Origin of the sequence: Cryobacterium sp. N19, assembly GCF_002929595.1 — a bacterium.
Taxonomy (GTDB): domain Bacteria; phylum Actinomycetota; class Actinomycetes; order Actinomycetales; family Microbacteriaceae; genus Cryobacterium; species Cryobacterium flavum.
Genome location: NZ_PJJR01000040.1, coordinates 17,359 through 30,898, shown reverse-complemented (window position 1 = coordinate 30,898; position 13,540 = coordinate 17,359). Strand labels below are relative to the sequence as shown.

Genomic DNA, 13,540 nt, shown 5'->3' with positions numbered 1-13,540 from the left:
CGTTCCCTCCTGATTTTCCTCCCGGCTCCAGTCAGCTGCCTGCACCAGTGGTGCCACGCTCAAGCAAGATTCTCGCCGTCATCGTCGTGTTTTTGATCGGGTTGCGCTTGGACCTACCGCTCGGCATCACCGTGGGCTACCTCGCTGCCGCAGCACTCATTCCGCTCTGGCTGCCGATGCTTGGTCGGTATCGGGGCGCGCTGACTCTCATGCTGGTCGGCCTGGTCGCGGTCGGCTCTGGAATCTGGCTGTCCGCACTCGCCGCTCCGACCCATGTCATCGCACCGGGCGAGCTGGCCGGAAATTCGATCGGCCTGGTGGGCATCCTGTTCTCCTTCGGTTTCCTGCTCTGGGCGCGCAGCGTGTTGCCAGACCCCTGGGTGGCCCTGTGGTTTGGGCTCGGTCTCCTCTCGGGAGTCACCACCGACAACGAACGCTTTTTTGACAATCCGTGGCGCTTCGGATTCTCCTTCGCCCTCACAGTGGTCATCCTCGCCGTCGCACACATTCTCAATCGCCGGTGGTTCGACCTTCTGGCCGTGCTCGGTCTCACCGGTTTATCGATGCTCACCGATGCTCGTTCCTCATTCGCGATTCTGCTGCTGACCGCCATACTCGTCGCCTGGCAGATGCGCCCAACCAGTCGACGTCGCTTCCTGCGATCCCGGTCCGGAGCCGGGGTCGTGGTAGCCATTGGCGTGCTCGCGATCGTGGTGTACAACCTGGGACAATCGGCCATCGTTGCAGGACTGTTCGGCGAAGCCACCCGCCTTCGGACCGTCGACCAGCTCAACACGGCCGGATCACTCATCCTGGGCGGGAGACCGGAACTGGCCGCCACGGCTTCCCTCATGGCGCATCAACCCTACGGATTCGGGGCCGGTACGCTACTGAACCCGACCGACGTGCTCGCAGCCAAGACGGGAATGGCGTCTATTAACTACGCCCCCGACAACGGCTACGTTGAGAACTACATGTTCGGTGGCAATATCGAACTTCATTCGGTCCTCGGCGATCTGTGGGCACGATTCGGCATCCCCGGGCTGGTACTGGCCGGTGTCATCCTGTTTCTGGTCCTGCGGGGCGTCGGAGCGGCGGTGGCCGTGAACCGGGCCAGCGGAATTCTCCTTTTCCTCGTGGTGAACACCGTCTGGGTATTCTTCTTCGGCCCGCTGTACACCGCCGCGCGACTGCTCATCCTGGTGCTGGCATTGGTGCTGATTCCCAAGGACTCACTGACGCCGAAACTCCGCGATCGACAGTGGGCAGGGCTGCGTCGGTTTATCAGGTCGAAGGAATCGTTGCCGCGTGACTGACTCGGCATCCGTCGCCGTTTCCGGCCGGCCCCGTGAAGCCTGGATCGACGTGGCGAAAGGGGTCGCGATCACCCTGGTCGTGCTCTACCACGCGGTCATGTACCTCGACGGGGTCGGCCTGGCCGGCGCAATGGCACCCCTCAATCCCCTGCTCGACACCTTTCGCATGCCGCTGTTCTTCTTCATGTCCGGCATTCTCGCGGCCACAGCCATTCGGCTGCCCTATTGGCAGCTCTTTCGAAAACGGATGTCGCTGCTGCTGTATCTCTACGCGGTCTGGGTGGCCGCCCAAACCCTGTTCCTGCTCGCCCTGCCGCCGATCAGCCCCGACGGGCCCAATGCCAGCTGGACCAACCTGGTCACGCTGTTCATTCGCCCCAGTTCGAACCTCTGGTTCATCTACGCTTTGCCCATCTTCTTGACCGTGGCGTGGCTGACCCGGCGGTGGAATCCGCTCATTCCGGTTGCCGTCACTGGCGTCCTCGCGGTGTTGTTCGGCTCGCAAATTCTGCACACGGACACGCCGTGGGACAAGATGGGTCGCTATCTGGTCTTCTTTCTGGCGGCGATCTGGCTGGGCCCCCGTGTGCGTCGGATGGTGCCGCACATTCGCTGGTGGCACATGGCCGTGGTGTGCGGGGTCTACCTCGGCATCGTGCTCATCATGGTCAAGCTGTCCCTGACGCGCGTGCCGTTCGTGCTGCTGTTCGTGAGCATTCTCGCCGTCCTGGTCGGAGTCAGCGTGGCTGTCGTCGTGGCCCGCGCGCCCGGGTTCGATTTTCTCCGCGTGCTCGGAACCCAAACTCTGCCGATATATCTGGTCCACACTTTTCCCATGACGGCCCTCGCGGCAGTCCTGATGGCGACCGGCGTGAGCCTGCCGACGGTGGCGGCTACGGCCCTTCCTGTGTTGCTGTGCAGCTTTGCGATCATGTTTGCGTTGGCCGCGTACCGGAGGCTGGCAGCCGTGCCGGGAATCTTCACCGTGCCCGTTGCCTCCTGGGTAGACACATCGGCCGTGGCTCAGCGGGCTGAGCAAGCCGAAGCATCCGCTTAGTAGCCAAATCTCGTGCTCGAAGCATCTACGTCACGGTGGGCCCAGCGAGAAAGGTTGACGAATTATCACTATTGGGTAACACTCTAATAACTATCGGTGACTCCCTACGGTTGCTTCACGCGCATTCCCGAACGTGCACGACACGAAATGACTTAATGCCAAATCGCACAACGCGCTCGCATCGTCCTAGCCACACCAACTCAACACCTAACCAGCACCAACGACACCCCCGCATTTTTGTTCGCAGCAGGTTTCTCGTCGGCGCCTCGGCCATTGCCGCTACCGCCTTTGCCTTGACCGGGATCGTGAGCCCAGCGCAGGCGGTGACCGCTGTACACTTCCGCACCGCGACGGCGGGCGCGACCACAACGGGGGTCCCATCGGGCACAACCCTCACGGTGCATTCGGGCGACCTGACGATTACCAAGGCCGGCACTATCGTGAGCGGTCTCGACATACGCGGCCTGGTCAAGATTCAAGCGGCCAACGTCACAATCAAGAACTCAATCGTTCGAGGTCGCACGATGAATGCTCCCGGCGCCCTAATCAATAACCTCGGTGGATTCTCGGGATTGAAGATCACCGATACCGAGTTGTACCCGTCCAACCCTTCTCCCGACGTGAACGGCATCTACGGCTATAACTTCACGGCAACGCGAGTGGAAATACACGGCGTGATCGATGCCGTACACATCACCGGAAGCAACGTCACAATCCAACAATCGTGGCTGCATAGCAATTTGCACTACACGAACGACCCGAATCAAGGTGGGTCGGCCAGCCACGACGACTCGATTCAGATTCAAAAAGGCTCCAACATCCGGGTGATCGGAAACACGATCAGCGGCGCGCACAGCGCGGGAGTCCAGATCACCCAGGACAGAGGTGATGTCTCCAATTTCACGTTCACCAACAACAACGCCGACGGCGGAAAATGCACGATCAACATCGCGCAAAAAACCTACGGCCCGATCTACGGCGCGGTCATCACTGACAATAAATTCGGCCGCAACACCAGGGTTGTGAATTGTGCCATCATCTCACCCTCAACAACCAAAATTTCCACGGCGCGCAACTACTACACACCCGACAGCAAGATTGTCTCGGTGCACACTGGATAGTGAGCAGGGAATTGTGACCCGCGAACGGCCCTGAAGTTGCGCCCGATATGGGCCTATCCACCATTCCGTTTGACCGTTATGACTGATACGGAATGCTCCCGATCGGCTGCCCCTACGGCGGCCCCGCACAGCACGCCCCGAAGCGTGTGCCGGACACGAAAAAAACAACCCCATGGTAATCAATTCGAAATTGTCCACAGGCTTACCCGCCGAAAAAGCTATCACTACGATCAGCAAGAAGCGTCGTTTCGCCTCCAGACTGGCCGGAGCCTCCCTAACGGCCGCTGTCGTCATCGGTCTCACCGGTGTTGCACTCGGTTTGGGCCAGGCGCACCCTGCCGGGTCTTCCCACGCAGAAAACGACATCGCGTCGAACAGCCGCAGTGCCGTGGCTGCCACACAGGCCGCTGAAAGCGATGCCGACCCGTTCGCCTCGGACGCGCGCACAACCATCGTCCCCGTCGTCTCCTCCGCCTCCGGGTTGGACCGCGGGGAGTGGCGCCGTCTGATCGGGCGGCTGTTCCCGCCGGTCCGACCGGCGCCCGCCGACCCGACACTCGCTCCAACGCCGGTACCGACCCCGGCTCCTGAACCGGTTCCCCTTCCCAATCCGGTTCCGGCCCCGATCGTCGTTCCGGTCCCGGTTCCTGTTCTCGCGCCCGTGCCGGTCCCCGCCCCAATTCCGACCCCCATCGTCGCGGACTCCGGCACACCGGGACCCACCAATACGGGCGTCCCCGCCGGTCCCGACCTCACCGTGCACGACGGCGACCTGCGCATCACGACGCCGGGCACGGTGATCAGCGGCCTTGACGTTCGGGGCATGATCACGATCGAAGCGCCCAACGTGACTATCAAAGATTCCATCGTGCGCGGTCGCAATCTGAACGGTCCCATGGCCCTGATCGACAACCTGGGAGGGTACGCCAATCTGAAGATCATCGACACGGAGCTGTTCCCCTCCTCGCCGTCACCAGACGTTCAGGGGATCTACGGTTACAACTTTGCGGCCACGCGCTTGAATATTCATGGCGTGGTGGACGGAATCCATTTGACGGGAGGCAACGTCGATATCTCAGATTCGTGGCTGCACGACAATCTTCATTTCGAGCGGGATCCCAATCAGGGTGGAACTCCGAGCCACGACGATTCGATTCAAATCCAGGAAGGTTCAAATATACGAATCGACGGCAACAGGTTTAGCGGCGCGTGGAATGCCACGGTGCAGGTCACCCAGGATCGCGGTAACGTTTCGAACTTGACCTTCACGAACAACATTGCAGACGGCGGAAAGTGTTCCATCAACCTGGCCGAGAAGGACTTTGGGCCGATCAAGGGGGTTGTCATCTCTGACAACTCGTTTGGCCGAAACACGCGAGTCGACGATTGCGCCGTGATTGCGCCATCATCAACAAAGGTTTCCATGGCCCGCAACTACTACGCCCCGGATGACATGCTCGTCGAGGTGCACCCGGGGTGACCGGCTGATTCCCTTGGGCAGCGCACACAACAGGAGCGGGCCCCTCATCGAGGAATCCGCTCCCGTTGTGGTTCGGCTGGTTGCGTTAGGAGGTACTGGTCCGTGGCTGCTGCCAGAGCGAGGCTGCCTCAGGGCGAGTGAGCGCGTCAAGTGCGCGGCGCAGTATCGTGCTCGACGTGTTGACCGTATACGGAAAGTACACGACATCGACTCCGACCTCGGCGAACTCGTGCTCAAGGCGAACCCCTCGCGGTGTGCCGCGCCAGTCATCGCCCTTGAAAAACACATCAAAGTCCAGCTCGCGCCACGTTTCCAATTTGTCCTCGACGACCTCGGCGACTGCCTCATCGACGAAGGAAATGTGCCCCACGATCTCGAGGCGCTCGACGAGCGGCACGACCGGAGACACGCCCTTGGTTAGCTGAAGCATTTCATCCGAAACCACGCCGGCGATCAAGTAGTCACACTGGCTCCTTGCGTGCTTGAGGATATTGAGATGTCCGACGTGAAAGAGATCAAACCCGCCAGCCGCGTAACCGATCCGCAGGCCGTTCTGTCGGGCCGTGAGCCGCCCAGGGAGCTGATCGCCAGCAAGATTCCCCACGTCGGGGCGGCCGGGGACGATCTCGTGTGAAATATTCGGGTTCGATGGAGCCAGGGGGGTGTGATTTGGGTGCTTAGGGGTCACTGAATGCTCAGATTTCTCTCAGGCTGCAGCGTGAGCTTCAACACGATTCGGGTAAGAGAGGTAGTGAGAAATCCTAACCTTTATCCGGCTGCCTGACTAGGGGCGAGGGGGAACGACGCGGCGTTCGACTACACGCGCGGCGGCAAGTCCAATTTTCGCAAAGGCAGAGATTTCTTGTGGTGTAAGCCCAAGAATCTGGAACTCAAGTATGATCACTGCACCACGGGGCTGCTCGACGGCCACCGTGCAAGTTGAAGTTGAGGTTCTCTTATGGCGCGGCCCTGGCGCTCTCCGGCAATAGCAACGATCGCTACAGCAGCCCTGCTGGCGACGATTTTTTTTGGTACCGGCACCGCGCAAGCGGACACGGCCCCCCCGAGCGCTTCCATCCCTAGAACCGTCGCTGCCGATGCGCTGCCCACAGCCCAGATCAACGGTGTGGTGTGGACGCAATTGATTGTCGGAAACACCGTCTACGTCGGCGGTGAGTTCACGCGTGCGCGCCCCGCCGGAGCCTCCGCGGGAACGAGTGAGGTATCGCGCAACAATCTGCTCGCGTACGACTTGTCGACCGGTGTCATGACCTCGTTCAACCCCAGCGTCAACGGCGCGGTGAGAGCGATCACCGCGGCACCGGATGGGTCCCGCGTATATATCGGCGGCGCCTTCACCAAGGTCGGTGCCGAGACGCGAACTCGGTTGGCGGCCTTCAGCACCGCCACCGGTGCTCTCGCGAATGATTGGAAGCCAACGGCAAACGGCACTGTCCGGGCCCTCGGCGCGAACGGGAGCACAATCTACGCCGGGGGCAGTTTCACAACGGCCAACGGGCAGTCGCGCCAGAGGATCGCATCGTTCACTGGTTTCACCGCAACTCTCGGCGCCTGGAAGGGTACCGTGCCCGATGGTGCTGTGAACGCTCTGACCATTTCACCCAACGGCGACCGGGTGGTCATCGGCGGTTCGTTCACGTCGTACAACGGCGCGACCGCGCCGGGGTACGGAATGGCTGCCACGATCTCGAGCACGGGCGCCGCAACGTCCTGGAACATCGGAAAACTCATTAATAATGCTGGCGTGAATGGTTCCATTCTGTCGCTCACGTCCGATTCTGGCGGGGTTTACGGCACCGGGTACGACTACGGCGCCGGTGCCATGTTTGAAGGCACCTTCCGTGCCAGTTGGAGCAGCGGCAATATCATCTGGATCGAGGACTGTCACGGTGACACGTATTCGGCCGCTGCCGCAGGCGACGTCGTGTACACCACCGCGCACGCACATTTCTGCGGAAACATCGGGGGATTCCCAGAAACCAGTCCGCGATCGTATCACCGCACTCTGGCCTTCACGGCGAATGCAACGGGCACCATCACCCGGAACAGCACCGGCGGTAGCTACTTCAACTTCGAGGGACGCCCCCGCCCGTCGCTGCTGACCTTCTACCCTGACATTAATGCCGGATCCTTCACCGGCCAAAACCAGGGGCCGTGGAATGTAACGGCTAACTCCCAATACGTGCTCTACGGCGGCGAGTTCACGCTCGTCAACAACAAGAAACAGCAGGGTCTCGTGCGGTTCGCGGTGTCGGCCATCGCACCAGACAAGGAAGGGCCGAGGGTATCCGGCGCGAGTTTCACTCCGGCGCTCACCTCTCCGAGCGCCGGAACTGTCAGAGTCAGCTGGACCTCCAACTACGACCGCGACAATGAGCTACTCAGCTACGAAGTGCTGCGAAACGGCGTTGTCGTGCGTACGCAAACGGGCCTCTCCTCAGACTGGAGCCGTCCGACGATCACGTGGACCGATACGGGCCGTACCGGAGGTACAACCTATTCGTACCAGATTCGGGTGACTGATCCCTTCGGCAACACCGTCACTGGCGCCGCCGCGAGCGTGAAGGCCGCTGGCGCCGTCGCACTCACGGAGACACCGAGCCCAACCCCAGTGACCGACAAGGAAATCGCCGCTGATCTGAACCTAGTGCCGGCACCGGAAGTGGTTGATCCGAAGGCTGTTCCTGTTCCTGTTCCTGTTCCTGTTCCCGTTCCTGAGGCGGAGCCTGCTCCGAAGGTCGTTCCCGACAAGCAGATAGTGCTGGAGCCTGACCTGGATCTCGATCTGGAGGTGGTGCAGGCGCCGAAAGGCAGGCAGGGCTAGTTCGCGCGCGCTGTTCGTTGGTTCGATCGAACGCCAGCCTGGGTCACGACCCGGGTCAGAAGCATAAGTCGCCGTTCCAGAGAGAACTTGGGGTTGACCGTCGACGGCGTCGGGAGGGTGGTCCTCGCTCGGATGGACTGCTCCAGTCGCTCCAGTGCCGACACAATGTCGGACACCGGGGCGCCGCTGCGGGCGACACCGATACCGCCGACAATGGGCAGAACCTCCCCGGCGCCTCCGTCAGCGAAGCCGATGGCGCGCACTCCCACCCGCCACGCTTCAACGGGGACGAGGCCAAACGGCTCCGGAGTCGACGGAAAGCAGGCGACAGCATCGATTTCTCCGGCGATCGCTGCGACGGATGCTGCCTCGCCCCGATACTCGATGCGTGCGTCTCCCGCAATCAGATCCAGCACGGCGTCCAGGGCCGCTTCCTGCCCAGGAAACGGTGCACCGAACAGTAACAGGCGCCACGAGGCACTGAAAGGAGGGCAAGCCGGCCGTGTTTCGGGGCTGAGCGACTGCAGCGCGCGCACCACCTCAAGGTGCCCCTTGTGGCCGTTGACTCGTCCAACGACGGCGATCGTGAGCGGGTCATGTGGTGCCTGCGCTTCGACCGTTGTCACCGGTTCGAACACGGGCGACGTAACGGTGAGGCGCGAACGGGCGACCCCATTGCGCTCAAGCCACGTTGCGGTCGCTTCGCTGCAGGCGCAGATCGGAAAACGGCCGGGTGCCAGAAGTGCCCGCACAAGGAGGTTGCCGACGCGACTGAGCAAGAGCTCGTGCACCGAGACATAGAAATTCTTCCGCTTTGCGCGAAGTAGGGGGATATAGACGGCGAGGGCGAGCGTCCAGATGACGACGAGATCAGCGTCAACGACTTCCGGCCGCAACCGAATTGGGTGCAGGAGGTCGGAGATATTGCTACGCCTCAGCACGGCCAGGCCCGGGTCAACGATTACGGTCGCCTCCAGGCCGGCCTGGCTGATTTCGTGGGCGAGCGGTCCGGTCTGCGGCACGACTACGACCACGGTGTGCCCGACATTGACCAGGCAGGAGATTTCTTGAATGAGCACTCGGGTGGCCCCGTAGGTGTCGTTGCTCCCGTGCAGAATGGCGATACGCATGTCTGGGCCTTATCAATAGTGGGCAGTTTTCACACACTGTACAGGTAGCGGCGTGTGCCCCAGACGGGGTTCACCTGCCCCCTAGGAATGAGGGGCCTGAGCGTGTATAGATGGCTGCACGACGTCTCACGCCCGATTCGTTTTTCGATCGGGCCCCCACTCTGGAGTTTGAACATGGCAGTGCAACACCCCGTCGACGACAGCACTGGCAGCACGAGCCGGCGGCGCAGATTGTGGTGGATCTTTGGGTGCGGTGTGCTGGTCCTGCTCGTGGTCATAGTGCTCGTCGCTAATGCCTGGGCGTCGCAACGCGCCGATTCGGACGACGGCGTCTCGATGCCGTCAGCGACGAGTCCATCGCCGTCGCGGACTGCTTCTCCCACACCGGCACCGACGAAGAGTCCCACGCCGGCGCCCCCCGTGCCGAGCGCTCCGGACCCGGCGGCCGGAATCGGCGTTCCGTCCACCGAACTCGCTCCACCCCAGGTTCAGGCCCCTGTTCCGCTGGCGGATCCGGCGGCAGCTGTACCCGGTGTCGTCTTCAGCATCAGCGAACTTGAGTCCGTCGCCGGCGAGGCACGCGGTCCGGGCGAAGTTGCCGGGCCCTCACTCCGATTCGCCGTAACCGTTCGCAACGACACTGCCGTGTCGGTGTCGTTGACGTCGACGGTGGTCAACTTCTACTACGGGGGGGAGCAGTCGCCAGCGACTGAGCTCGCTGCCCCCGGAGGAGTTCCGCTCCCCGATGCGGTCTCCGCGGGAGGTACGGCGCGCGGGGTGTTCATTTTCAACGTCCCCGACGATGGTCGTGACCGTGTGCAGATTGCTGTTGACTACTCGGCCGGTGTGCCGATCGTGCTGTTTGAGGGCCCGGCGCCGAAATAACCGATCCTCGAGGTCGACTGCCCCCCATCGGGGGTATTCCAGACTGAGAAAACCTCACTAGACTCCGTTGAATGCGATGGCCACCCGACGGCCCCGCTCCTCCTCCGAGTAAGGAAACTCCGTGGGATCTTTGTTCGCGTCTCGCACGAATCGCGCACGTCCAAGTTTGATTCGCGAACGATCAGCACGCGCTGGCGTCTTCGGCATGATGACCGCACTCGCGGTGGTCGCCGCCACCCTCACGGTGCCACTTCAGGCGGTCGCGGACACCGCGCCGGTTGATTCGACCACCCCGGTGACCATGGCCGCAGATTCCCTGCCGACCGCGCAGATCAACGGTGTGGTGTGGACGCAGTTGATCGTGGGTAACACCGTCTACGTGGGGGGTGAATTCACCAAGGCCCGCCCAGCTGGTTCCGGCGTTGGCGTGAACGAGGTAGTGCGCACCAACCTGCTCGCCTACAACTTGACGACGGGGGTGCTGATTCCGACCTTCAGCCCCAACCCCAATGGTGCCGTGCGAGCACTCGTCGCCTCCGCTGACGGTACCCGCATCTTTGTCGGTGGCTCGTTCACCAGCATGAGTGGTGTTGCCCGGTATCGACTGGCGGCTTTTGACGCCGGCACCGGGGAGCTCGTACCGTCGTTTGCTCCGGTGCTGAACGCCCAGGTCAAGGCGCTCGGTATTTCTGGAAGCACGGTCTACGCCGGCGGAACCTTCACGACGGCTGGCGGGCAGGCACGCAGTCAGATCGCGTCCTTCGACGCGTCCAACGGCGCGCTGAAAGCCTGGGCTGGAACCCCAGACGGCGGCGCAGTCAACGCGCTCACCGTCTCGCCCGATGGCACCAAGGTAATCATTGGCGGAGCGTTCACCTCGTACAACGGTGGCGTGAATCCCGGCTATGGAATGGCAGCCCTCGACGCCGTCACGGGCGACTCCCTGCCCTGGGCGGTCAACTCCCTGCTGCGCAACGGCGGGCTCAACGGGGGGTTCACGAGCCTGACGTCTTCGACCGATGGCGTGTTCGGCACGGGCTATGACTACGGGGCCGGCGCCAACTTCGAAGGCACCTTCCGGGCTGACTGGTCGAACGGTTCCATCATTTGGATGGAAGATTGCCACGGCGACACCTACTCCGCCGCACTCACCCAAAACGTTGTATACACCACCGGTCACGCCCACTATTGCGGCAATATGGGCGGGCCGGTCGAGACCGCGCCGCGCACCTACCACCGCACCCTGGCTTTCACCATGGCGACGACCGGTTTGCTCACGCCGAATGCCGTGGGCAGCTATGACAACTTCGTCGGAAAACCGCGCCCGAGACTGCTGAGCTACTATCCCGAGATCAACACCGGCACCTATACCGGGCAGGGGCAGGGGCCCTGGAACGTTGTCACCAACAGTCAATACCTGCTGTACGGGGGTGAATTCACCAACGTCAACAACAAGGGACAACAGGGCCTGGCCCGATTCGCCACCGCTGCAAGCGCGCCGAACAAAGAGGGTCCGCGGGTGGCCAATGCGGCCTTTGTCGCCTCGGCCTTCGTGCCCGACGTTCAGTCGCTGTCGAGCGGAACCGTGCGCGTCGCCTGGAAGTCCGCCTACGACCGTGACAACGAGCGACTCAACTATGAGGTGTTGCGCGATGGAGTCTCGGTCGGAACGATTTCTGGGCTGTCCGTGGACTGGTCCCGCCCGAGCATGGGATGGACCGATACCGGGCTCACCCCCGGCCAGACCTATTCCTACCAAGTCAGGGTGAGTGACCCCTTCGGAAACGTTCGCACCGGAGGTCCGGCATCCGTGACCGTCTCTGCGACTGGTGAGTACAGCGCCTATGCGTCCGCAGTGCGCGCCGACTCGCCGACGTCCTACTGGCCCCTCGGCGAACCGAGCGGAACGACGGCCTTCGACTGGGCCTCGGCCGCAAACGCCCAGACCGGCACCGGTGTGACTCGGGACGTCACCGGTGCCCTCGCCGGTAACTCCGGCTCCGCGTCGCGGTTCAGCGGCACCACCACCGGGTTCGCGGCATCGAGTGCGTTTGAAACGCCGCGGGACGCATTCAGCGTCGAGTCCTGGGTCAAGACGACGACCAGACGTGGCGGCAAGATCATCGGACTTGGCAGCAGCACGACGGGGAATTCCACCGCCTATGACCGTCACGTCTACATGGACAACTTCGGTCGCATCTGGTTCGGTGTCAAGCCGGGCACCCTGCGCACAGTCAATACGACCTCTTCCTACAACGACGGGCAGTGGCACCACATCGTGGCCAGCGTCGGCGTCAATGGGATGTCCCTGTACATCGATGGGGTGCTCGTCGCCCAACGCACCGACACGACATCGGCTGCTCCGATCCAGGGCTATTGGCGCATCGGCGGTGACAATCTGAGTGGCTGGACCAGCCGACCTCTGAGTGACTATATCGCCGCTGACATCGACGAAGTGGCCGTGTATCCAGCAGCGCTCGGGGCGGCATCCGTAGCGAATCACTACAACATCGGGCGATCCGGTCCGCCGGCAAATATGGTGCCAGAGGCTGCGTTCACCGCCGCCATCAACAACCTGGCACTCACCGTGGACGGCGCCGGATCAACGGATTCCGACGGCACCATCACGGGCTATAGCTGGAATTTCGGGGACGGAACCAACGCGACCGGAATCACTGCGGCGCACAGCTATGATACTGCTGGCTCGTACACGGTTACCCTCACGGTGACCGACAACGCGGGAAGCACTGCCAGCACGAGCCGGTCGGTGGTCGCCAACGATCCGCCGGCAAACGTGCCGCCGACGGCCGCATTCAGCTACCGGACTGCGCCACTGGCAATCTCGGTGGATGCATCCGCTTCAACCGACCCTGATGGAGTCACCACCGGTTACGCCTGGTCGTGGGGCGACGGCACGAACTCGACCGGGATCACGGCCACGCACAGCTACACCGTGGCGGGCAACTATCAAGTCTCCCTCACGGTGACCGACAGCTCTGCCGCAACAGGGTCGACGACGCAGGATGTGCTCGTTCCCAACGTCGACCCGAACCTTCCCCTGGCGACTGACGCGTTTTCCCGAGTTCTTAGTAGCGGGCTCGGCACCGCCGACAGCGGTGGGGTCTGGACCACGACCGGATCGTCGGCGAACTATTCCGTCAGCTCCGGTTCGGGGCGGTTCAAGTCCGCGGCCGGGGCCACGCTCAATGGGTACCTGTCCGGTGTCTCATCGGCTGACACTGACGTCAGTGTTTCGGTTGCCCTGCAACAGGACGCCACCGGGTCGGGAGCGTACGCATCGGTCATCGGCCGACGCGTCGGAACGGATGACTACCGAGCCAGGGCCAAGGTCTTGGCGACCGGCGTCGTGCAGTTGCAGCTGATGCGCGGGGCAACAACCTTGACCGTGCAGAACATTTCGGGCCTGACTTACACCGCAGGATCACAACTTCGACTCCGAATTCAGGTCTTCGGCACCGCGCCGACGACGATTCGGGCCAAAGTTTGGAGTGCCGGCGGTACGGAACCGGCGGCCTGGCAACTCAGCACCACTGATGCCACGGCCGCGATGCAGGCAGCGGGTTCCGTCGGTCTGGCGTTCTACCTCGGGTCGACGGCCACGGTGACGCCGGTTACGGCGGCCTTCGACGATCTAGTCGTCACGCGCATGAACTGACCGTCGCCGAGACGGGCGGGAGTGAAGAAA

General features: G+C 62.5%; 10 protein-coding genes. 8 read left to right on the top strand and 2 right to left on the bottom strand.

The window, feature by feature from the left end; translation table 11 throughout:
- Positions 1–47: 47 nt before the first annotated feature.
- From CXY78_RS01925 to CXY78_RS01910, 4 genes are all read left to right on the top strand, one after another.
- Entirely contained in the window at positions 48–1,316 is a 1,269-nt protein-coding gene (locus tag CXY78_RS01925; RefSeq protein ID WP_092341963.1) for a hypothetical protein, read from the top strand.
- On the top strand, positions 1,309–2,373 hold the full coding sequence (locus CXY78_RS01920) for an acyltransferase family protein (RefSeq protein ID WP_158252759.1): 1,065 nt from the start codon (positions 1,309–1,311) through the stop codon (positions 2,371–2,373). Before CXY78_RS01925 ends, CXY78_RS01920 begins: the two co-directional genes overlap by 8 nt.
- A gap of 110 nt (positions 2,374–2,483) precedes the next feature.
- Positions 2,484–3,494, top strand: coding sequence for a hypothetical protein (locus CXY78_RS01915; protein WP_140425460.1), 1,011 nt, complete (start codon positions 2,484–2,486; stop codon positions 3,492–3,494).
- A 190-nt stretch (positions 3,495–3,684) separates the two neighbouring features.
- Positions 3,685–4,974 (top strand): right-handed parallel beta-helix repeat-containing protein, encoded by a 1,290-nt coding sequence (locus tag CXY78_RS01910; protein WP_140425461.1) that lies wholly within the window; start codon positions 3,685–3,687, stop codon positions 4,972–4,974.
- Positions 4,975–5,059: 85 nt separating this feature from the next.
- Here CXY78_RS01910 and CXY78_RS01905 read toward each other — a convergent pair whose 3' ends face one another.
- Positions 5,060–5,521, bottom strand: a complete 462-nt coding sequence (locus CXY78_RS01905) for an adenylyltransferase/cytidyltransferase family protein (RefSeq protein ID WP_092341985.1) — start codon at positions 5,519–5,521, stop codon at positions 5,060–5,062.
- Here CXY78_RS01905 and CXY78_RS21170 point away from each other — a divergent pair.
- Both CXY78_RS21170 and CXY78_RS20925 read left to right on the top strand, forming a co-directional pair.
- Positions 5,471–5,608, top strand: coding sequence for a hypothetical protein (locus tag CXY78_RS21170; RefSeq protein ID WP_199181869.1), 138 nt, complete (start codon positions 5,471–5,473; stop codon positions 5,606–5,608). The two genes, CXY78_RS01905 and CXY78_RS21170, sit on opposite strands and share 51 nt — an antisense overlap.
- A gap of 324 nt (positions 5,609–5,932) precedes the next feature.
- A complete protein-coding gene (locus tag CXY78_RS20925) occupies positions 5,933–7,819 on the top strand; it encodes a hypothetical protein (protein WP_158253245.1) in 1,887 nt (628 codons plus the stop codon).
- On the opposite strand, the gene CXY78_RS01885 is transcribed toward CXY78_RS20925, so the two are convergent.
- The gene (locus CXY78_RS01885; protein ID WP_092341958.1) at positions 7,816–8,949 is read right to left on the bottom strand and encodes a glycosyltransferase family 4 protein; all 1,134 of its coding nucleotides are present in this window, start codon (positions 8,947–8,949) and stop codon (positions 7,816–7,818) included. The two genes, CXY78_RS20925 and CXY78_RS01885, sit on opposite strands and share 4 nt — an antisense overlap.
- Before the next feature lie 174 nt (positions 8,950–9,123).
- Between CXY78_RS01885 and CXY78_RS01875 the strand changes: the two genes are divergently transcribed.
- Positions 9,124–9,834, top strand: a complete 711-nt coding sequence (locus CXY78_RS01875; RefSeq protein WP_140425462.1) for a hypothetical protein — start codon at positions 9,124–9,126, stop codon at positions 9,832–9,834.
- 205 nt (positions 9,835–10,039) lie between these two features.
- The gene (locus CXY78_RS01870; RefSeq protein WP_104087814.1) at positions 10,040–13,510 is read left to right on the top strand and encodes a PKD domain-containing protein; all 3,471 of its coding nucleotides are present in this window, start codon (positions 10,040–10,042) and stop codon (positions 13,508–13,510) included.
- Positions 13,511–13,540 lie beyond the last annotated feature (30 nt).

What these genes read in the sequence shown, in the direction of transcription:
- CXY78_RS21170 (WP_199181869.1), top strand. Translation starts at nt 5,471, where the DNA reads ATGTCCGACGTGAAAGAGATCAAACCCGCCAGCCGCGTAACCGATCCG.
- CXY78_RS20925 (WP_158253245.1), top strand. Translation starts at nt 5,933, where the DNA reads ATGGCGCGGCCCTGGCGCTCTCCGGCAATAGCAACGATCGCTACAGCA.
- CXY78_RS01885 (WP_092341958.1), bottom strand. Translation starts at nt 8,949, where the DNA reads ATGCGTATCGCCATTCTGCACGGGAGCAACGACACCTACGGGGCCACC.
- CXY78_RS01875 (WP_140425462.1), top strand. Translation starts at nt 9,124, where the DNA reads ATGGCAGTGCAACACCCCGTCGACGACAGCACTGGCAGCACGAGCCGG.
- CXY78_RS01870 (WP_104087814.1), top strand. Translation starts at nt 10,040, where the DNA reads ATGATGACCGCACTCGCGGTGGTCGCCGCCACCCTCACGGTGCCACTT.